The sequence below is a fragment of the Janthinobacterium sp. PAMC25594 genome, from assembly GCF_019443505.1.
In the GTDB taxonomy this organism is placed as follows: Bacteria; Pseudomonadota; Gammaproteobacteria; order Burkholderiales; family Burkholderiaceae_D; genus Janthinobacterium.
This window is the reverse complement of the sequence record NZ_CP080377.1, coordinates 3,579,331-3,600,460: the sequence shown is the minus strand read 5'-3', so window position 1 is coordinate 3,600,460 and position 21,130 is coordinate 3,579,331. Positions and strand designations below refer to the sequence as shown.

Annotated in this window: 11 protein-coding genes; 5 read left to right on the top strand and 6 right to left on the bottom strand. The window is 63.9% G+C overall.

What is annotated here, in order from left to right; translation table 11 throughout:
* Positions 1-474 precede the first annotated feature (474 nt).
* Together KY494_RS16160 and KY494_RS16155 are read left to right on the top strand one after the other, a co-directional pair.
* Complete coding sequence (locus tag KY494_RS16160) at positions 475-1,107, top strand: ArsR family transcriptional regulator (protein ID WP_219887505.1); 633 nt, start codon at positions 475-477, stop codon at positions 1,105-1,107.
* 79 nt (positions 1,108-1,186) lie between these two features.
* Positions 1,187-2,026 (top strand): HDOD domain-containing protein, encoded by an 840-nt coding sequence (locus KY494_RS16155; protein ID WP_219891617.1) that lies wholly within the window; start codon positions 1,187-1,189, stop codon positions 2,024-2,026.
* Positions 2,027-2,098: 72 nt separating this feature from the next.
* On the opposite strand, the gene KY494_RS16150 is transcribed toward KY494_RS16155, so the two are convergent.
* The 4 genes from KY494_RS16150 to KY494_RS16135 form a co-directional block, all read right to left on the bottom strand.
* The gene (locus tag KY494_RS16150; RefSeq protein ID WP_219887504.1) at positions 2,099-3,910 is read right to left on the bottom strand and encodes a DUF885 family protein; all 1,812 of its coding nucleotides are present in this window, start codon (positions 3,908-3,910) and stop codon (positions 2,099-2,101) included.
* A gap of 128 nt (positions 3,911-4,038) precedes the next feature.
* Positions 4,039-5,136: a M48 family metallopeptidase gene (locus tag KY494_RS16145; protein ID WP_219887503.1), complete on the bottom strand. Its 1,098-nt coding sequence runs from the start codon at positions 5,134-5,136 to the stop codon at positions 4,039-4,041.
* Positions 5,133-6,299, bottom strand: a complete 1,167-nt coding sequence (locus KY494_RS16140; RefSeq protein ID WP_219887502.1) for an HPP family protein — start codon at positions 6,297-6,299, stop codon at positions 5,133-5,135. Before KY494_RS16140 ends, KY494_RS16145 begins: the two co-directional genes overlap by 4 nt.
* Positions 6,300-6,378: 79 nt before the next feature.
* Positions 6,379-6,669 carry a DUF3349 domain-containing protein gene (locus tag KY494_RS16135; RefSeq protein ID WP_258194946.1) on the bottom strand — a complete coding sequence of 97 codons (291 nt, stop codon included), beginning with the start codon at positions 6,667-6,669 and terminating at the stop codon, positions 6,379-6,381.
* Positions 6,670-6,834: 165 nt separating this feature from the next.
* Between KY494_RS16135 and KY494_RS16130 the strand changes: the two genes are divergently transcribed.
* Positions 6,835-7,335, top strand: coding sequence for a co-chaperone YbbN (locus KY494_RS16130; protein ID WP_219137013.1), 501 nt, complete (start codon positions 6,835-6,837; stop codon positions 7,333-7,335).
* Here the strand turns inward: KY494_RS16130 and KY494_RS16125 are convergent.
* Entirely contained in the window at positions 7,298-9,205 is a 1,908-nt protein-coding gene (locus KY494_RS16125) for a methyl-accepting chemotaxis protein (protein WP_219887500.1), read from the bottom strand. The genes KY494_RS16130 and KY494_RS16125 overlap by 38 nt on opposite strands.
* A gap of 198 nt (positions 9,206-9,403) precedes the next feature.
* Positions 9,404-9,901: an Lrp/AsnC family transcriptional regulator gene (locus KY494_RS16120; RefSeq protein WP_219887499.1), complete on the bottom strand. Its 498-nt coding sequence runs from the start codon at positions 9,899-9,901 to the stop codon at positions 9,404-9,406.
* A 153-nt stretch (positions 9,902-10,054) separates the two neighbouring features.
* On the opposite strand from KY494_RS16120, the gene KY494_RS16115 reads away from it, so the two are divergent.
* Positions 10,055-12,103: an aminotransferase class V-fold PLP-dependent enzyme gene (locus KY494_RS16115; RefSeq protein ID WP_219887498.1), complete on the top strand. Its 2,049-nt coding sequence runs from the start codon at positions 10,055-10,057 to the stop codon at positions 12,101-12,103.
* Between the two features lie 396 nt (positions 12,104-12,499).
* Entirely contained in the window at positions 12,500-21,127 is an 8,628-nt protein-coding gene (locus KY494_RS16110; protein WP_219891616.1) for a GH36-type glycosyl hydrolase domain-containing protein, read from the top strand.
* The last annotated feature ends 3 nt before the right edge of the window (positions 21,128-21,130 follow it).

The window sequence follows — 21,130 nt, the reverse complement described above, 5'->3', positions numbered from 1 at the left end:
AAAATAGCGCGCTACGCGGCAGATTATGGCGGCCCATTTATTCCGGCATGTATATCCAGTATTCTCTCCACCGCAAAACGTAATTTATATGGCGCATTTGAATATTGCTCGCCTGGGTAAGTGGAAAATGCACGATGCAATGAAACTCGCACTGTTATTCATGGCTGGGATTGGAATCAAAGCTATATGCCGGTATTTATTTCGTTTGGTTTTGAATCAATGTGGCGAGTTACTGTTGCATGAAAATGGTTGAATTGATGGGCAAACCCAGGTCATGCGGTTGGTGTCAACGGATCGGAAGTGAGCGCTCACAAGGATGACGGATTGCTGGCTACCCGCAGTTGGGCAAGCGCTACCTCGCCCGCATGTATTTACCCAGCTGCTGCTGATCGCGTAGCACCGCGTTGTGGTGCCATCATGCACTATTGCCCTCGTCACGCCAGTTTCCAGTTTATTCATGCTAAGATTTAGCGCATGATTGCCCAAGCCCTGTTTACTCCCGCCCAGCAGAAACTGCTGGGCTTGCTCTTTGTTCGTGTGAATGAAGGCTTTCATTTGAACGAGATCATGCGTTTGACGGGCCTGGGCAGCGCATCGGCGCAGCGCGAACTGCGCCGGCTGCATGATTCCGGCCTGATCACGTCGGAACGGATTGGCAATGTGCGGCGCTTCTGGCCCAACAAGGAAAGCCTCGTGTATCCCGAGTTGAGCGGACTGGTGCAGAAAACCTTCGGCATCGTCGGCGTGCTCAGCGCGACCCTGGCACCCTTGCGTGCCGAGTTGCACCTGGCATTCATTTCTGGCGCCACAGCGAAGGGACAGGACATGCCCGGTAGCGCCATCGACTTGCTGCTGGTGGGCGAGGAAGCCAATTATGGCGATCTGCTGACACGATTGGCCCCGGCCGAGCGAACCTTAAGGCGTAAAATTAATCCCAACTTATATACGTTGGCCGATTATCGCCGACGTCTGCGTGAAGGCCAGCCATTTCTGCTGCAGGTATTACAGCAGCCGAAGTTGTTTGTCATCGGCGATGAATCGCTATTGCAGGCGCTGGCATTACCAGAGGCTTCCTTGCAAGCGAATGACATGCCATCTGTATTCTAAAGGCCGGGCCTGAAAAGCAGTTTCTGCAATAAAGTGAAATTGTTTGCTGGAATAATATCTGAGGCGGATTGATCGTATGATGAATAAACTACAGGCTTTCGGTTTAATTGTTTCCCAGGCAGTGCGCGGCGAATTAACGTTTCCCACGAGTGTTAATTCAGCCCTGCAATTGCAATTGGCCCTGGCTGAACCGGACTGCCATATCGATCATGCCATCAAGCTGGTGCTGGCCGAGCCCTTGCTGGCGGCGCGCACGGTGGCCCTGGCCAATTCGGCCGTGTACAGCCGTGGCGATGCGGCGCCCGTGACCAGCGTGCGCGCCGCCGTCATGCGCATGGGTTACCGCAATCTGTATGCGCTGGTGGCGGCCATGGTGGTGCGCCAGTTCGGCAGCAAGATCATCGACCCCGTCCTGCGCCAGAAGGCGACCCAGCTGTGGGAGCACACGGCGCACGTGGCGGCGCTGGCGCACGTGCTGGCCCGCCGCGTGACGCACGTCGATGCGGACACGGCGCTATTCGCGGGCATCGTGCATGAGGTGGGCGGTTTTTACCTGCTGTCGCGTGCCGACGAATTTCCTGGCCTGCTCGACGACGATGCGGATCACTGGATGGAGTCCGCCGAAGAAATCATTTCCCGCGAAGTCATGAAGAAGCTGCTGATTCCGCTGGCCGTCAGCGAAGCCATCGAAGGCTTGCGCGATGGCTTGCTGTCGATTCCGCCCGACTCCCTGCTCGACACTTTATTGTTGGCCAAGCAATTGGCGCCCGTGCCGTCGCCGTTGCAGGTGACGTACGTGGAAATGCTCACGCCTTCCGATTCTGTCATCGATTTCATTATTGATAACGAAACCCTGCAAAGCATCCTGGCCGAGTCAAACGAGGAAGTGCGCTCGATGAGTGCGGCGTTGCTGGTGTAACTGACAACGCCAGCGGCAAAAAAAACGGCAGCGCCATCGAGGTGCTGCCGTTTTGTCTTCAGGCCTTGCGTTTTACTTCTGCTGCGCGATCCAGCGGTCGACCTTGGCTTCCAGCAGTTTCAGGGGCAGGGTGCCGTCGCTGAGCACGACTTCATGGAACTTCGGCAGGCTGAACTTGTCGCCCAAGGCAGCTTGCGCGCGCTGGCGCAGTTCGACGATCTTCAGCGCCCCGATCTTGTAGCCCAGCGCCTGACCCGGCCATGCCATGTAGCGCTCCGTTTCGCTTTTCGCCACGGCGTCATAGCCGAGGGTGTCGCGCATGTACTTGATCGTCTGCTCGCGCGTCCAGCCCTTGGTGTGCAAGCCCGTGTCGACAACCAGGCGCACGGCGCGCAGCATCTCGTCGTTCAAGTGGCCGAAGTACTGGGCCGGGTCGTCGAACAGGCCCATTTCCTTGCCCAGGGTTTCCGCGTACAGGGCCCAGCCTTCCGTGAAGGCATTGTTGCCGCCGAAACGGCGGAAGTTCGGCAAGTCCATCTCTTGCACCAGCGCCAGGTGGAAATGGTGGCCAGGCTTGCCTTCGTGCAGGAACAAGGTGGTCATGCCCGTGTCGCCATACTGTTTCGGATCGGTGACGACGGACCAGAACACGCCGGGGCGCGAGCCGTCGGCCGCGGGCGCCGTGTAGTGGTCGGCGGCCGTGTCGCGGCTCAGTTCAGGCTCCAGGCGCAAGTCCAGCGGCGCTTTCGGTACCAGGGTGAACAGGGCAGGCAATTTGCTGTCGAGCAGCACGTTCAGCTTGCGGTAGACGTCGAGCACTTCCTGCTCCGTCTTGAACGGGCGGTATTTCGCCTGTTCCGAGACCCACACGGGCAAGCCGGCGGCCGGGCCGGTGTAGCCCATCTTCGGGCCCACGATCGCGTATTGTTCCTGGATGCGCGCCACTTCCTTCAAGCCGATGGCGTGGATCTGCTCCGGTTTCAAGTCCGTGGTGGTGCTGCTGGCCACGCGCGCCTGGTACCAGGCAGCGCCATCGGGCAGGGCGCTCCAGCCGCTGCTCGTGCGGCTGGCCGGCAGGTAATCGCGTTCCATGAAGGTGGACAGGCGCTGCAGCGCGGGCATCAGCTTGGCCGCGATGATGACGGTGTACGTTTGCGTCAGGCGCGCCTTGTCGGCCTCGGAAAAGCTGGCCGGCAAGTTCTTGATGGGCGTGTAATAGACGCTGTCCTGCGGCGTGGCGCTGACGAGCTTTTTGAATTGCGGCAGGGCAGATTCCGTCAGCGCCTTCGGCAGCACGATGCCCTTTTGTATGCCGACTTGCATATTGGCGATGGCCTGGTCTATCCAGCCGGGCAACTGGCCAATACGGCTCAGGTAAGCGTCGTACTGCTTGACCGTGGTCAACGGCTGCGATGCCTCGCCGCCCGCATAATTGGCCAGGGTGACGGGCATGCTGTCCATCTGGTTCAGTGGCAACAGGTATTCGGGGAAGCGCTCGAAGCTCAGCGCCGTCGCCAGTTCATAGTCGAGGATATCGTAGTTGATCTGGTCCTGGTGCGACAGCTGCGCGCGGCCGATGCTGCGCAGGGTCTTCTGGTACTGGCGGTACAGGGCAAATTGTTTCGCGCGCGCGGCGGGCACGATGGCTGAACCGAGCTGGTCGTCAAAACGGTTGTCGCCGCTTTCGGTCGCATTGATCGGCTCGAAACGGGCCTGTGCATCGTAGTACTGATCGGCCACGACCTGCAATCGTTGCTTGGCTTGCGGCGTACTGACGGCCACGCCTTTGGCAATGGGCTGGACCGCTTGCGCCATGGGCGCGTAGGCGAACAACAGGGAGATGGCCAGGGTGCCGAGGGTGCCGGCGGCAAAACGATGCTTCATGCGCGATGTCCTTTGTAAGGAGGGGAATGAACGGAGGCGTAGCGAGGTCGGGGTGGCCGGGGGCCGCCGGGGCGTAAGCATACGCCATTGCCCAGTGCGGTTGGATAAATTGTATGAGGGGAATGTTGCTATTTCGCTGTAGGCGGCAAGGCCGCTTTCATCTGCTGCCAGCCGCTGCTGTGCAATGGCACGCAGGCGGGGCAGGGCGTGGCGGCGATCAGGCTCTCGATCTGCTGTGCGCGCGCCGCCGTCTGCGGGTGCGAGGAAATCCAGCCCGGCACCTTGGCCTTGTCCTTGTCATCGCGCTTCTGAAAAAAGCGCAGCATGCCGTCGGGACGGATCTGTGCGCGCTGCAAGGCGAGCAAACCCAGGCGGTCCGCTTCCTCTTCCATATCGCGGCTGAAATACAGGGTGCCCGCCTGGTGCGCCAGCATGGCGGCCACGGCGCTGATGTCGCCGATGGTCACGCCCACCAGGGCGCCCCAGCCCAGGCTGCTGATCATCTGCCGCAGCGAATGGCGTCGCTCCACGTGCTGCACTTCATGCGCGAGCACGCCGGCCAGCTCGCCCGGATCGCCCGCCTGGCGCAGCAAGCCCGTATGCACGACGATGATGCCGCCCGGTATGGCAAACGCGTTGACCGTGTCATCCTGCTTGACCAGCCAGCGGTACTGGTAGCGCGACCCCGTTGTCAGCTTGCGGCCGATCTCCTGCACCGTCTGCTGCGCCACGCCGTTCTCAATGATGCCGCCCTGCGCGCGCACTTGCGACAGGGCCAGTTCGCCCAGCTGTTTTTCCGTCGACAAGGGGATCCATCCCGTCAGCGCGCCGATGGCGTTGCCCCCTTGCCACCACAGCAGGGCGGCAGCGACGACGGTCGCGCCCGTCAAGCCGGCCAGCCAGCCCGATACTTGCCGCCGGTTGCGCTGGCGCTCGCCCCACAGGCGCTGCAGTTGCGGCTGCAGCGCGGGTGGCGCTTCTTTTAACACGATGGCGATGTCGCCCGCTGTCAGCGGCTTGAGCGAGGCTTGCCGTCCTTGTTCGTCGAGCCAGTTCAGGAACAGTTCCGGTCCGTCGACACCGCCCACGCTGACGACCAGCTGCGCCACATCCACGTCATGGCCGGGCGCGTCGATGGCCAGCTGCCTGCCGAAAAAATGCGCGCTGACGGGTGTGCCGGCGGCGCCGCCATCGGGGCCGGTCAGCAGTGCCTGGAATGGCGTCATGCGGCCGCCTCGGCAAAGCGGCTTTCATATAAGGCCGCCATCAGATCGGACTGGCTGATGATGCCGGCCAGGCGCTCTTCAGCGTCGAGGATGGGAATATGGTGATAGCCGGCGTCGGCCATCAGCGGCACCAGGTCGATGATGGGCGTGCCCAGGCGGGCCGTGTGCGGCGATGGCGTCATCAGCTGGCCCACCACCTCGGGCTTGTCGCCGTGGGACAGCCCGCTGCGCTGCAGCAAGCCGCGCAGGCGCTGGCGCATGCCCTGATAATCGTCGAGGCCTCCATGGCGCAGAAAATCCGTCTGCGTGATGATGCCGATCACGCGGCGCGCCCGGTTGATGACGGGCAAGGCGCCCACGTCGTGCTCGCGCATGGTGCGCCAGGCAACATCGAGCGGCGTGCCGAATTCCACGCTGAGCACGTCTTTCGACATGATGTCGGCGCAGGTGACGACGCCGAAGCGGCGCTGGTAGGCGCGCATTTCCGTTTGCAGGAAGATCGCTTGCAAATCGTCGCGGCTGATGTCGAGCACTTCGCTGTGCTGGCGCAAGACGGCATCGAGGTCGTCCGGCGAAAAGCCCAGGCGGTTGCTGGGTACGTCATCGCTGGTGGCGTGCGGATGTGGCGCGACCAGTTGCTGGATGTGCGGGTAGCGACGTCCCGTCAGGTTGTTGTACAGCACGGCGCAGGCGACCAGCACGGCGGAATTGAACAGCACGGTGATGAAGACGAATTCAAAGCCGGCCGCATGCACGCTGGCGCCACCGACGACGGTGGTGAGCGCCACGGCGCCGCCCGGCGGATGCAAACAGCGCAGGGCAAACATGGCGCTGATGGCCAGGCAGGCCGCCAGCGCCGCCACGCCCACGCCAGATCCCAGCCATTTGACGCAGGCCATGCCGACCAGGCCGGAGACGACATTGCCGCCCACCACCGACCACGGTTGCGCCAGCGGGCTCGCTGGCAGGCAGAACAGCAGCACGGCCGAGGCGCCCATGGGCGCGATCAGGTAGACGCTGGCGCTGTCGGGGGCCAGCAGGAAATGGCAGACGAGACCAGTGAGCAGCAGGCCGCAGATGGCGCCCGCGCAGGCGCGCAATTGTTCGCGGCGGCTGCCGTTGTTCGGTTGCGGCAGCCAGCGTGCCAGGAAAGAAGTCGTCATGGGGAGGGCGCGTTCGGGCCGCGTTGCTCAGTGTGAGCCCGAGATTATCCCATGCGTTGCATTTCGCTGCCGGTGGGCATTAATCCTCGGCGCAGACCGCCTGCAGGCCGTGCCGCTCCAGCAGGCGCCTGGCGGCTGCGATGGCGGCCGCCTCCGGCCTGCTGCTGGCGCAGGCATAGACGTCATTGAGAATCGTCGCCGCATCTTTGCCCGTGACGGCGGCCATCAGCTCGGCCAGGTTGCGGTCGGAAAAGTGTTCATACAGCAGGGCCAGCACGGCGACATACGCCGTCTCTGGCATGCCACCGGGGTAGGCGCTGCGCAGCATGTGCGCGGCGCCGGACAGTGTCGGGGGCAGGGTATCTGGCATGCTCAAGCGGCGACTCCTTGGTGGCGCTGATACGCGCTTATGCGTTTTGCGCATAAGCACAGTGCAATTAAATGGTGGATATTTCCTACAAGCAGGCATATTCTAGACAATCACGCCCGCTGGCAGCTGTTCAGCTGGCCTCACGATTTCTCTCAGGAGCCCTGCATGCGCCTTTCCCTTTTCTTTGCCAGCCTGCTGCTTGCCGGCACCGCCGTTGCCGCTGCGCCAACGCCAAGCAACCCGGTCGCCACGCCGCACTTGCCGTACAACGCGGCGGCCGACGCCAAGGCCGACGTGGCCCGCGCGCTGGCCGACGCCAAGGCGGCGCACGTGCCTGTCTTGCTGATCTTTGGCGCCAACTGGTGCGAGGATTGCCGTGCGCTCGACAAGGCCTTGAAGGAAGGCAAGAACGCCGAGTTGATGCAACAGCAGTTCAAGGTCGTCAAGGTCGATGTGGGCAACTTCGACCATAACCTGGACGTGGCGCACGCCTATGGCAATCCGCTCAAGAAAGGCATCCCGGCTGCCGTGCTCGTATCGAGCGACAACAACCAGGTGCTGTACGCCACCAAGGGCGGCGAACTGGCGAACGCCCGCCGCATGAGTGAAAGCGGCATTTATGATTTCTTCAAGCAAGCGGCGAGCGTGAAAGCACCGGCGATTTGATCTCTTCCAGCTTGAAGACGCTGACCACCTGCGCCAGCCGGCCCGCCTGATCCTGCAGGGATTGGGCTGCCGCCGCCGCTTCCTCCACCAGGGCCGCATTTTGCTGGGTCGCATCATCCATCTGCGTCACCGTGGCATTGACTTGCGCGATGCCCTGGCTTTGTTCCTGGCTGGCCGAAGCGATTTCTCCCATCAGGTCGGCGACCCTCTGGACGGAGACGACGATGTCCTGCATGGTGGCGCCGGCCGAGTCGACCAGCTTGCTGCCCGCTTCCACCTTGCTGCCCGAGTCGACGATCAAGTCCTTGATTTCCTTCGCCGCCGCTGCCGAGCGTTGCGCCAGGTTGCGCACTTCTGTCGCCACCACGGCAAAGCCGCGGCCCTGTTCGCCCGCGCGTGCCGCCTCGACCGCCGCGTTCAGGGCGAGGATATTGGTTTGAAAGGCAATGCCGTCGATCACGCCGATAATGTCCGCGATCTTGCGCGAACTTTCCGTAATCGCGCCCATCGTCTGTACGACTTGTCCGACCACTTCGCCACCCTTGACGGCATGGCTTGACGCCGACACCACCAACTGGTTTGCCTGGCGCGCGTTGTCCGCATTCTGTTTCACGGTCGACGTCAGTTCTTCCATGGCCGCCGCCGTCTCTTCCAGGCTCGATGCCTGGGTTTCCGTGCGCGCCGACAGGTCCAGGTTGCCCGACGCGATCTGGCTCGATGCGCTGGCAATGGCCCCGGTACTGTCGCGTACTTCGCGTATTGTCACGTTCAGCGATGCGACGAAACGGTTGAAGGCGGCAGCCAGCGCGCCGACCTCGTCTTCCGATTCGACGGGCATGCGGCGGCTCAGGTCGCCGTTCCCGCTGGCGATTTCGCTGAGCATGTCCGCCGCCCGCGCCACAGGGGCGGCGATGGCGCGGCTGATGACATAAATGATGCACAGGGCGATGCCGCCACCGACCAGCCCGGCGATCAGCGCGGCGATCAGGGCCGAACGCGTGACATTGCCCAGCACTTCCGCTTCCGGCACTTCGGCCACCACGTACAGATTCAGTTCTGGCACGAAGGAAGCGGCCACCAGTTGTTTGCCGGTGGGCGCCGCGTAGCTGGCATGCGCGTACTTGTTACCGGTCAGCAGGCTCTTGCTCAGTTCTTCGCTAAAGCCGGGCAAGTCCTTCAACTGATGCTTGCCGTCGGCCAGGGCAGGGTCGCGGTGGATCAACAGGCTGCCGTCGGCGCGCACCAGGTAGACATAGCCGGTCTGGCCGATCGTGTAGCGGCGGATGGTCTCGGCCAGGGCATCGATGCTCAAGCCCAGGCCCGTGACGACCTGCTTGCCGCCCGCTGTCTGGCCCCGGGCATTCAGGAACAGCATGAAGCTGGTCGAGCCGACATCCTTGTCGATATCCATGGTGTAGCCCTTGTCGCTGGCCAGCAAGCCATAAAACCATTTGTCCGACGCCTGGTTCTTGTCCAGTGTGCGCATCAGGCCGCCCGTGGTGAAATACTTGCCGGTGCTGCCGGAGGCCCAGCTGACCGACGCCGCCTTGTTCTTTTCCTTCAGGGCGGTGGCATAGCGCTGGAAGGTGGCGATGCCGCTCTCGGGCAGGCCGGCGTCTTCCCAGTCTTGCAGGAAGACATCGTTGGCCATGGTCATGGCCACGGACAGGGGTTGGCTGATCTGGCGCAACACATCGTTGCGGATTTCACCCACTTGCGCCGGCAGTTCCTGGTTGACGACGCGCTCGCGCACATACTCGCTGCTCATGCGCACGCTGAGGACGGACGAGATCGCCATGAATAGCAGCAGGCACAAGCCCATGCTGAACATCAATTTTTTCTGGATGGAGAGGCGGCGGAGCAGATGCATGGAAGACCCTGGAATGGGCCTGCGCGACGGGCAGAAGTTGCCGGAAAGACGCAGGCAGGCAAGCTTCAAGTATACGACCCGTTGCCGCAGGAAGCCTTGGCGCGGCTGCATTTAGTTGAGGCATGTTGCAATGCGGCAACGTAAATAAAGTGCAATTGTGCACTTTACTCAAGTGAATCTGCTGCCGTTGGAAAACATTCAGGCAGGCAAGCCGTGGGCGATCAATTCCAGTGGCAATTCCGTGCTGCACTTGATTTGCTCCATGGAAAAAGCGGACGACACGCCGGTCAGCTGCACGGCCTTGATGAGCTTTTTATAGAAGGTATCGTAGCCCTTGATGTCGGTGGTGACGACTTTCAACAGGTAGTCGATGTCGCCGCTCATGCGGTGAAATTCCTGTACCTCGGGCAAGACAATGACGGCGGCGGCAAAGCGGCGCAGCCATTTTTCATCGTGCTGCCCCGTGCGCACGCTGACGAAGACGGTCACGGGCAGCCCCACTTTTTGCCGGTTGACGATGGCCACGCGGCTCTCGATATAGCCCTCTTCCTCCAGGCGCTTGACGCGCTTCCAGCACGGCGTGCTGGACAGGCCGATCTTCTCGCTGAGGGCGGCGATCGACAGGGTGCCGTCCTGCTGCAGGGCGGCCAGGATGGCACAGTCGAATTTGTCGAGCGTGGTGTTTGGTGAATTCATTTTACTATTCCGATTTTTATAGCATGAACATGCTGCATAGTACCGTAGTTGCAGTGTCCTTTGGCATATCTTCACGGCAGCGTGCCGGTAAACTATCCATACGTTCCAGCCACTTGCGCTGCCCCCTTTTTAGAGAATACTCAGACTGCCATCATGAAAGAAATCTACCTCGACAGCAATGCCACCACTTGCGTGCTGCCCGCCGCCGTTGCCGCCGCCAGACAAGCGATGGAGCAGGGCTATGGCAATCCCAGCAGCACCCATGCCACGGGATTGCGGGCCAAGGCCATGATGGATGGCGTGCGTCAGCGCGCCAGCGGCTTGCTGGGCGTGGGTGACGGCCGCTTGATGTTCAATAGCGGCGCCACGGAAGGCATCCAGACGGCCGTGCTGTCGGCCCTGTGCGCGCTGCGCGAACGGCGCGATGCGGGCAAGCGCATCGGCAGCCTGCTGCTGTATGGCGCGACCGAGCACAAGGCCGTGCCGGAAAGCCTGGCGCACTGGAACCGGCTATTGGGCCTGAACCTGGAAGTGCGTAAGCTGCCCGTCGATGCACACGGGCGCCACGATCTGCCGGCGCTCGATGCGCTGATCGGCGACACAGCCATGCTGTGCACGATGGCGGCGAATAATGAAACGGGCGTCATCAGCGATTTGTCCGCCATCGCGCAACTGCTGCAGGAGCGCGGCGCGGACGCCTACTGGATGGTCGATTGCGTGCAGGCGCTGGGCAAGCTGAAACTGAACCTGGCCGCCACGCGCATCGATTACGCGCCATTCTCCGGCCACAAGCTGTATGCGCCGAAGGGCATCGGCATGCTGTATGTGCGCGCCGGCGCGCCTTTTACACCGTTGATGATGGGCGGCGGCCAGGAAGCGGGCCTGCGCTCGGGCACGGAGAACATGGCCGGCATCGCCGCCCTGGGCGCCGTGCTGGCCGCGCTGGGCGATGGCAAGACCTTCCGCAGCGATGCGGAACTGGCGGCTTTCCGCGCGCAGCTGGTGACCAGCCTGGAACAGGCTTTCCCCGGCATCGTTTTCAATATGCCGTTCGAGTTGTCGCTGCCGACCACGCTCAATTTTTCCGTGCCGGGCTTGTCCTCGAAAGAGCTGCTGGACCTGTTCGACGCGGCGCGCGTGCGCGTCAGCTCGGGCAGCGCCTGTTCCGCCGCCAAGGCCCTGCCCAGTTATGTGCTCGAAGCGATGCATGTGCCGCAATGGCGCGCCAGTTCGGCCATCCGTTTGTCGTTCGGCCCGCAGATCGATGCGGCGACGATAGCGGCCGCCTGCGCGCGCATCGAGCGCTGCGGCGAAGCGCTGCGCAGCAGCTGTTTGCTGCCGTCGGCGCTGGCGCCATCGCAGCAGGACGGCGCGCAGGACGGCGTAATCCAGCTGAGCGTCGATGGCCAATGCACCTGGCTGCTCAGCGACGCCGCCAGCGCCAGTTGCGTCGTCATCGATCCCGTCGCCGCGCTCGTGCCGCGCCTGGCCGCCTTCATCCGCTGCCAGCACCTGGCCTTGCGCGCCATCGTGCACACGACGGCTCCCTCCGACCATGGCGTGGCGCGCCTGGCCTTGCTGCAGGAACTTGCTATCGAACAGGTGGGCCGCATCGATATCGACGGTGAGCTGGCACTGGGCCAGCAGCGTTTGCGCCGCATCGAGTGTGGCGAAAACCATGTGTATTTGCTGGAGCAGCGCTTCGCCTTCATCGGCACCCTGGCGCCCGAGGCGCTGACACCCTTGCTGGATGTGGCGCTGCTGACGCAAGACACCGTGCTGTGCGGCGCGCGCGACGATGGCGGCATCTGCTCCACCGTGCGCGCCGCACGCGAAGGCGCAGCCCCCACGCGCGAACTGCAGCTCGATGCGGCCGGCTTGCCCGCCTTCCTGCGCCAGCATCCCGACGCCATCCTCGTCGACGTGCGCGAAGCGTATGAACACGCGGCTTGCGCCGGCACCGTGTTCGAGGGCTGCGCCGTGCACAGCGTACCGCTGAGTCGCCTGGCGGGGCAGGTGGCCGCATGGCTGCCGCAGCCTCAATTCCCGCTGGTCTTTTTCTGCCGCAGCGGCAACCGCAGCGCGCGCGCCGCCGCCTGTCTGCGCCGCCTGGGCCATGCCGCGGCATGGCAGCTCAACGGCGGCATGGCGATGGCGGAAGCGACGCGCCACCCGCTGGCCCTCGCTGCTTGCGCGGCTTGAACTTTCTTCCTTGAAATATTGCACCGTGCCATCATCGGCACGGTGCCCGTCACGTAGTGTCTCCCATTCATTTCCTGCCAGCATTTTTCTGCCATTCAACGTGCTGATTCTTTGCTGAAACGTCCCTAAAACACTGTGTATGTACGCTAGCGCACGGTCCTGCACACAGGGCGCACCTACGATGAAGTTCAGAAAATCTCCCTATACCCTGAGATTCGTCGCAACGCTCCGGCGCTTCGCTTTCCGTCTTCGCCAGTGTCCGATCGTGTTCTTCCAGACTGGGCCTGCGTAACGGTGGCCGCTGGCTGCTTGCGCGCACCTAGCGAGGCCAAGTTGAAAGAGTACACCGCAGTCGTCACGCAGCAGATCAAGGAACAGCTTTCCAAATTCAAGGAAATCTTCCGCGACCATTCCCATGTACCGGACAGTTTCGACGCCGCGCGCGACGATGCCTTGCCCCTGCGTTCGGAGTTATTCAGCGCCATGCAGATGGCCGCCCACGGCAAGCATCTGGCCGCCGGCCATGCGGTAGGGCGACACCATGGCCGCGACCGCCTGCTGGCGCGCCTGGCCGACAATGCGGCCCTGATCACGGCCACCGTCAACGAGCTGACGGCGACCGTCAAAAGCGGACGTCAGGTCACGCCCGCTTCGGAATGGCTGCTGGATAATTTTTACCTGATCGAAGAGCAGATCCGCACCACGCGGCGCCACTTGCCGAAGAACTACAGCAAGGAGCTGCCACGGCTGAGTTCCGGCGTGGATGCGGGCTGTCCGCGCGTGTATAAAATTGCGCTGGAAATCATCTCGCATGGCGACGGCCGCGTCGACCTGGAAAACCTGTGCCATTTCATCGAGGCTTACCAGGACGTGGCCACCTTGACGCTGGGTGAACTGTGGGCCGTACCCATCATGCTGCGCCTGGCCCTGATCGAAAACCTGCGCCGCGTCGCCGCGCGCGTGGCCGACGACCGCATGCAGCGCGACCTGGCCAATACCTGGGCCGACCAGATGACGGACATCGCCGAGCGCAATCCCAGCGGCTTGATCCTGCTGGTAGCCGACATGGCCCGTTCGAATCCGCCGTTGACCAGCGCCTTCGTGGCCGAATTGTCGCGTCGCCTGCAGGGACAGAGTTCCTCGCTGACCCTGGCGCTGTCGTGGCTGACGCACAAGCTGGCCGAGTCGGGCCTCACCATCGAGCAGCAGATCCAGTCCGAGATCGGGCAGCAGGCGGCCGATCAGGTGTCGATCGCCAACAGCATCGGCAGCCTGCGTTTTCTCGGCACCATGGACTGGCAGGAATTCGTCGAGACCATGAGCGTGGTCGAGCAGACCTTGCGCCTGGACCCGGCCGGCACGTATGGCTTGATGGATTTCGCCACGCGCGACAGCTACCGGCACGCCATCGAACGCATCGCCAGGCGCAGCGCGCGCAGCGAAGTGGACGTGGCCGAGATGGTGGTGCAGCTGGCGCATACGCACGGCAACGGCAATGACGCGCGCCGCGGCCACATCGGCTTTTACCTGGTCGGGCGCGGCGTGCTGGTGCTGGAAAAGCAGGCCGGCGCGAAGCTGCCGTTCATCGAGGCGCTGCAGCATACGGCGCGCGCCGCGCCGCTGGCCGTCTACCTGGGGGCCATCTCGTTCCTGACCCTGGCGACGAGCGCCTTGCTGCTCGAGCGCGCCGTGCGCCATGGCGTGCAGGGCTGGCCTTTGGCGGCGCTGGGCGTGCTGGCGCTGCTGGGCAGCAGCCAGCTGGCCGTGGCCGTGGTGAACTGGCTGGCGACCCTGATGACGTCGCCCCATCCGCTGCCGCGCATGGATTACCAGGCCGGCATTCCGTCAGATGCGCGCGGCATCGTCGTGGTGCCGACCCTGATCTACAGCGCGGACAACGTGGCCGCCCTGTGCGAGGCGCTGGAAGTGCGTTATCTCGCCAACCGCGACCCGAACCTGCGTTTCTGCCTGCTGACGGATTTTGTCGATGCGTCCGCGCAAACGATGCCGGGCGACGAAGCCTTGCTGCGCCAGGCGCAGGAGACCATCCGTGGCTTGAACGATAAATACCGCGTGGAAGGCGCCGAGTTCAAGGACAACGGCGACCCAGCCGACCCGGAAGAGCTGGGCCATGCGGGGCCGTTCCTGCTGCTGCATCGTCCGCGCCTGTGGAATTCGCAGCAGAATGCGTGGATGGGGCAGGAGCGCAAGCGCGGCAAATTGTCCGATCTGCACGCGTTTTTGCGCGGCGGCGCGCGCGACAGATTCTCGCTGGTGGAAGGCGAGTTGCGCGGCCTGCGCACGATCAAATACGTGATCACGCTCGACACCGATACGCAGCTGCCGCGCGACGCGGCGCGCGAATTCATCGCCACCATGATGCACCCGCTGAACCGTCCCGTGCTGGACGCGGCCGGCACGCGCGTGGTGGCCGGCTACGGCATCTTGCAGCCGCGCGTGGCCGTGGCGCTGCCTAGCGCGAACGCCTCGCGCTACGAGCTGCTGTGCGGCGGCGAACCGGGTATCGACCCGTACACGCGCACCGTCTCCGACCTGTACCAGGACGTATTTTACGAGGGCTCCTTCATCGGCAAGGGCATCTATGACCTCGACATGTTCGAGCGCGTGCTGGGCCAGCGCCTGCCCGACAATAAAATCCTCAGCCATGACTTATTGGAAGGCTGTTATTTACGCGCCGGCTTGCTCAGCGACTCGCAACTGTATGAAGAATACCCGGCCCGTTACGACGCCGATGTCAGCCGCCGCCAACGCTGGATACGCGGCGACTGGCAACTGATTGGCTGGTTGCTGGGCCGCGTGCCGGGCCGCGCCGGCAAGCGCGAACGCAATCCTTTGTCGATGCTGTCGCGCTGGAAGCTGTTCGACAACCTGCGCCGCAGCATCGTGGCGCCGGCCACCACCCTGTCGCTGCTGCTGGTGTGGGGCTTCTTGCCGCACGTGGTTTTCTGGAGCGTGGCCGTGCTGGCCATCATCTTCCTGCCGCCCGTTTTTTCGGCCCTGTACGATCTGCTGCGCAAACCGCGCGACACCCTGTGGCGCCAGCATCTGGCCGCGTTCGAGCGGCGCTGCGGCGTGCAGTTTTCGCATGCCATGCTGACCCTCGTCTTCCTGCCCTATGAGGCCTGGATCAGCCTCGATGCCATCGCGCGCACCCTGTGGCGCCTTGGCGTCTCGCACAAGCATTTGCTCGACTGGCGTGCCTCGAACCTGCATACGTCTTCCGGCTCGCAGGCAGACAGCTGGCGCGCCATGTGGTGCTCGCCAGCGCTGGCGCTGGTCACCTTTGCCGCCTTGCTGCACTGGCGCCCGGAAGCGTTGCCGGCCGCCGCTGTGGTGCTGCTGCTGTGGCTGGCCGCGCCCGCCATCGCCTGGTGGATCAGCCGCCCCATCGAGCGGGCCGTGGCGCGCCTGTCGGCCGAGCAGGGGCGTTTCCTGCATGGCGTGGCGCGCAAGACCTGGGCCTATTTCGATACCTTCGTCGGACCGGACGATCACTGGCTGCCGCCCGATAACATGCAGGAGCATCCGAACCTGGTGGTGGCGCACCGCACCTCGCCGACGAATATCGGCCTGGCCCTGCTGGCCAACCTGACGGCCTACGATTTCGGCTATCTCACCATGGGCCAGTTGATCGAGCGCAGCCGCGCCACCTTGCACAGCATGGGGGAACTGGAGCGCTTCCAGGGCCATTTCTACAACTGGTACGACACGCAAACGCTCAAGGCGCTGCAGCCGATGTACATCTCGACGGTCGACAGCGGCAACCTGGCGGGCCATCTGCTGACCTTGCAGCCCGGCCTGGTGGAACTGTATGACGCCCCGATCATGGGGCCGCAGATCGTGGACGGCATCCGCACGACGGCGCAGGTACTGCAGGAGTTTATCGCCGCGGAAGGCGAAGGCAAGACGGTGCGCGCATCGCTGGCGCTGCTGCAGATGCCTGCCGTGCCAGCCAGCCTGCCCGAATGGCATGCCTACCTGAGTGCCGCGAATGGCGCGGCCGACGCGCTGCTGTCGTTGACCTTGCAAAGCGAGGATGGCGAGCTGGCCATGTGGTGCGGCGCGCTGGCGCGCCAGTGCCGCGCGGCGCTGGCCGAGTTGCTGCAACTGGCGCCATGGGCGGCGCAGGCAGGCCTCGATGCGGCGTGGCTGCGCGTGCCGACCCTGCGCGAACTGGCCAATCTGGAGGCGCCGGAAGGCCTGCCTTCCGAGCTGGCCGCATGGCTGGCGCAAGGCCGCGAACAGGCGGGCCGCCACATGCGCGACATCGCCCATGCGGCGGGCCAGGCGCGCGATTTCGCGCAGATCGAATACGCGTTTCTGTACAACCCATCGACCAAACTGCTGGCCATCGGCTACAACGTCAGCGAACGGCGCCTCGACCCCAGCTACTACGATTTATTGGCTTCCGAAGTGCGCCTGGCCAGCTTCATTGCCATCGCCCAGGGCCAGCTGCCGCAGGAGCACTGGTTTGCGCTGGGCCGCCAGCTGTGCATGGTGGCGGGGCAGCCCGTGCTGCTGTCGTGGAGCGGCTCGATGTTCGAGTATCTGATGCCGCTGCTGGTGATGCCGAACTATCCGAACACCCTGCTCGACCAGACCTACCACTCCGTCATCGAGGCGCAGATCGACTATGGCCGCCAGCGCGACGTGCCGTGGGGGATTTCCGAGTCCGGCTACAACACGGTCGATGCCAGCCTGAATTACCAGTACCGCGCCTTTGGCGTGCCGGGGCTGGGCCTGAAGCGTGGCCTGGCCGACGACCTGGTGGTGGCGCCGTACGCCAGCATGATGGGCCTGATGGTGCAGCCGGAAGCGTCGTGCCAGAACCTGCAGCGCATGCAGGCGGCCGGCTACATGGGCCGCTACGGTTTTTTTGAAGCCATCGACTTTACCACCGCGCGCCTGCCGCGCGGGCAGGTCAGCGCCGTCATCCGCTCGTTCATGGTGCATCACCAGGGCATGGGCTTTTTGGCCCTCAGCTACCTGCTGCACGACCGCCCCATGCAGCGCCGTTTCGAGTCCGACCCGCTGCTGCAATCGGCCTTGCTGGTGCTGCAGGAACGCACGCCGCAGGCAGGCGCGTTTTATTCGAACACGGCCGAACTGGCGGTGCTGCGCAGCGGCGCGCCCGAGCAGGCCATGCCGATGCGCATCCTCACCCAGGCCAACAGCGCCGTGCCCGAAACGCAGCTGCTGTCGAATGGCCGCTACCATATCATGGTGAGCAATGCGGGCGGCAGCTACAGCCGCTGGAAAGACTTGTCCGTGACGCGCTGGCGTGAAGACAGCACGCGCGATAACTGGGGCAATTTCTGCTACCTGCGCGACCTCGACGACGGTGCCGTCTGGTCCACCACGTACCAGCCCACGCTGGCTGAACCGAAGAAGTACGAAGTGATTTTTTCGGAAGGACGGGCGGAATTTCGCCGCGCCGACCATGGCCTCGACCTGTACACGGAAATCGTCGTCTCGCCCGAGGACGACATCGAAATCCGGCGCACGCGCATCAGCAATAATTCGAACCGCCAGCGGCGCATCGAGATCACCAGCTTTGCCGAAGTGGTGATGGCGCCATCGGCGGCCGACGCGGCGCATCCCGCGTTCAGCAAGCTGTTCGTGCAGACGGAAATCCTCGCGCATGAAAATGCGATTTTATGCACGCGCCGGCCCCGCTCGAAAGACGAGCAGATGCCGTGGCTGCTGCATGTGATGACCGTGCATGATATCGACCAGTATGCCGTGTCGTTCGAGACGGACCGCGCGCGCTTCATCGGCCGCGGCAACACGGCGCAGCTGCCGCAGGCGCTGCAGGACAGCGGGCCGCTCAGTGGCGGCCACGGTTCCGTGCTCGACCCCATCGTGGCCATCCGCTACGTCATCACGCTCGAACCGGACCAGGCGGTCACGGTCGATAGCGTGACCGGCATGGCGGAGCAGCGCGAGGCGGCGCTGCACCTGATCGACAAATACCAGGACCGCCATCTGGCCGACCGCGTGTTCGAACTGGCCTGGACGCACAGCCAGGTGGTGCTGCGCCAGTTGAATGCCAGCGAAGCGGACGCGCAGTTGTATGCGCGCCTGGCCAATGCCGTGATCTACCCGAATGCGGCCCTGCGCGCCGAGGCCGGCATCCTGATCAAGAACCAGCGCGGCCAGTCCGGCCTGTGGGCGTATGCGATTTCCGGCGACTTGCCCATCGTGCTGCTGCAGATACGCGATGCGGCCAATATTGAACTGGCGCGCCAGATGGTGCAGGCGCATGCGTACTGGCGCCTGAAAGGATTGATAGTCGACCTGGTGATCTGGTACGAGGAACAGTCGGGCTACCGCCAGCTGCTGCACGAGCAGATCATGGGCCTGATCGCCTCGGGCATCGATGCGCAGGCGATCGACCGCCCGGGCGGCATCTTCGTGCGCCTGGCCGAGCAAATCGCCAACGAAGACCGCATCTTGCTGCAATCGGTGGCGCGCGCCATCATCAGCGACTTGCGCGGCACCCTGGCCGAGCAGGTCAAGCGTCCGCCCAGCCCCGTACTGCGCATGCCGCCGCTGCTGCAGGATCCGTCCCGCGAACAGGGCGGCGTGCCGCACCGGGCGCCAAAGCGTGACCTGATTTTGGAAAATGGCCTCGGTGGTTTCACGCCCGATGGCCGCGAATATGTGATCACCACGGCAGAAGGCACGCAGACGCCGGCGCCCTGGTCGAACGTGCTGGCCAACGCGCAATTCGGCACGGTGGTGTCGGAAGGCGGCCAGGCGTATACGTGGAGCGAGAATGCGCATGAATTCCGCCTCACGCCATGGCAGAACGACCCCGTCTCCGACCTGTCCGGCGAAGCGTTTTACGTGCGAGACGAGCAAACCGGCCAGTTCTGGTCGCCGTCGGCCCTGCCTGCGCGCGGCAGCGGCGACTACGTGACGCGCCACGGTTTTGGCTACAGCATTTTTGAACACAGCGAGGGCGGTATCGCCACTGAACTGTGCACCTATGTGGCGCTCGACGCGGCCGTCAAATACTCCGTCATCAAGGTGCGCAACGACAGCGGCGTGCCGCGCCGCCTGTCCGTCACAGGCTACGTGGAATGGGTGATGGGTGACCTGCGCGCCAAGTCCTGCATGCACGTGGCGACCGAAGTCGACACCATCAGCGGTGCGCTGTTTGCGCGCAATAACTACAACACGGAGTTTTCAGGACGTGTCGGCTTTTTCAATACGGACGCCAGCATCCGTTCGATTACCTGCGACCGCAATGAATTCATCGGCCGCAACGGCAGTCTGGCGCAGCCGGCGGCGCTGCGGCGCGTGCGCCTGTCCGGCAAGGCGGGCACGGGACTGGACCCGTGCGCAGCGATCCAGGTGCCGTTTGAACTGCAGCCGGGGCAGGAGCGCGAAATCGTCTTCATCCTCGGCGTGGGCGGGCGCCGCAATGCCGACGCCAGCACCATGGTGCAGCGCCATGCGGGCAAGGATGCGGCCCGCATGGCGCTCGACGCCGTGCGCGCGCACTGGGAAAGCACCCTGGGCGCCGTGCGCATCGAAACGCCCGATCCGTCGCTGGACGTGATCGCCAATGGCTGGCTGATGTACCAGACCATCGCCTGCCGCCTGTGGGCGCGCAGCGGCTATTACCAGTCGGGTGGCGCCTACGGTTTCCGCGACCAGCTGCAAGATGCGATGGCCATGATCCACACGGCGCCGCAACTGCTGCGCGGCCATTTGCTGCTGTGCGCGGCGCACCAGTTTGTGGAAGGCGACGTGCAGCACTGGTGGCATCCGCCATCGGACCGGGGCGTGCGCACGCATTGTTCCGACGATTACCTGTGGCTGCCGCTGGCCGCCTGCCGCTATGTGATTGCCACGGGCGACGTCAACGTGCTGTCCGAAGTGGCCCCCTTCATCGAGGGGCGCGCCGTCAAGCCGGAAGAGGATTCCTATTACGATTTACCCGTGCGTTCGGGCGAGTCGGCCGACCTGTACGAGCACTGCGTGCGCGCCATCCGCCACGGCTTGCGCCTGGGCGTGCACGGCTTGCCCCTGATGGGTTCCTGCGACTGGAATGACGGCATGGACAAGGTGGGCGAACACGGCAAGGGCGAGAGCGTGTGGCTGGCCTTCTTCCTGTACGAAGTGCTGCAGCGCTTCGCCGAGGTGGCCGTGCTGCGCGGCGATGCGGCGTTCGCCCGGTTCTGCCGCGACGAAGCCGTGAAACTGGCGGCCAATGTCGAGGAACATGCGTGGGATGGCGAGTGGTACCGGCGTGCGTATTTCGACGACGGCACGCCATTGGGATCGCACACCAACGAGGAATGCCAGATCGATTCGATTTCGCAAAGCTGGGGCGTGCTGTCGGGCGCGGCCAACAAGGAGCGCGTGGCCGGCGCCATGCGCCAGGTCGATGCGCGCCTGGTGCGCCGTGACTCGGGGGTGATCCAGCTGCTCGATCCGCCGTTCGACAAATCCGACCTCAATCCCGGCTATATCCGCGGTTATGTGCCGGGCGTGCGCGAGAACGGCGGTCAGTATACGCATGCGGCCATCTGGACGGCGATGGCGTTTGCCCGCCTGGGCGATGGCGAAAAGGCGTGGGAACTGCTGCGCATGATCAATCCCGTACGCCATGGCGTGGATGCGCAGGCGGTGCAACGCTACAAGGTCGAGCCGTATGTGGTGACGGCCGACGTGTATGCCGTGGCGCCGCATGTGGGGCGCGGCGGCTGGAGCTGGTACACGGGATCGTCGGGCTGGCTGTACCGGCTGATCGTCGAATCGCTGCTGGGCTTGACGCGCGAGGCGAACGTGCTGCGCGTGCTGCCGACCATGCCGGCCGAATGGGACAGCTTCAAGCTGCATTACCGCTTCGGCGCCAGCAGCTATGCCATCACGGTGGAAAAGGCACAGGGGCGGCCTGCAGGACTGTCGCTCGATGGCGTGGCGCAGGAGGGCAACAGCATCGCCCTGCGCGACGAGGGCCGCGAGTATGCGGTGCTATTGCTGGTGTAGTCT

Bases quoted from the DNA above. Each gene is read 5' to 3' on its own strand.
- KY494_RS16160 (WP_219887505.1), top strand. From the start codon at position 475: ATGATTGCCCAAGCCCTGTTTACTCCCGCCCAGCAGAAACTGCTGGGC.
- KY494_RS16155 (WP_219891617.1), top strand. From the start codon at position 1,187: ATGAATAAACTACAGGCTTTCGGTTTAATTGTTTCCCAGGCAGTGCGC.
- KY494_RS16150 (WP_219887504.1), bottom strand. From the start codon at position 3,910: ATGAAGCATCGTTTTGCCGCCGGCACCCTCGGCACCCTGGCCATCTCC.
- KY494_RS16145 (WP_219887503.1), bottom strand. From the start codon at position 5,136: ATGACGCCATTCCAGGCACTGCTGACCGGCCCCGATGGCGGCGCCGCC.
- KY494_RS16140 (WP_219887502.1), bottom strand. From the start codon at position 6,299: ATGACGACTTCTTTCCTGGCACGCTGGCTGCCGCAACCGAACAACGGC.
- KY494_RS16135 (WP_258194946.1), bottom strand. From the start codon at position 6,669: ATGCCAGATACCCTGCCCCCGACACTGTCCGGCGCCGCGCACATGCTG.
- KY494_RS16130 (WP_219137013.1), top strand. From the start codon at position 6,835: ATGCGCCTTTCCCTTTTCTTTGCCAGCCTGCTGCTTGCCGGCACCGCC.
- KY494_RS16125 (WP_219887500.1), bottom strand. From the start codon at position 9,205: ATGCATCTGCTCCGCCGCCTCTCCATCCAGAAAAAATTGATGTTCAGC.
- KY494_RS16120 (WP_219887499.1), bottom strand. From the start codon at position 9,901: ATGAATTCACCAAACACCACGCTCGACAAATTCGACTGTGCCATCCTG.
- KY494_RS16115 (WP_219887498.1), top strand. From the start codon at position 10,055: ATGAAAGAAATCTACCTCGACAGCAATGCCACCACTTGCGTGCTGCCC.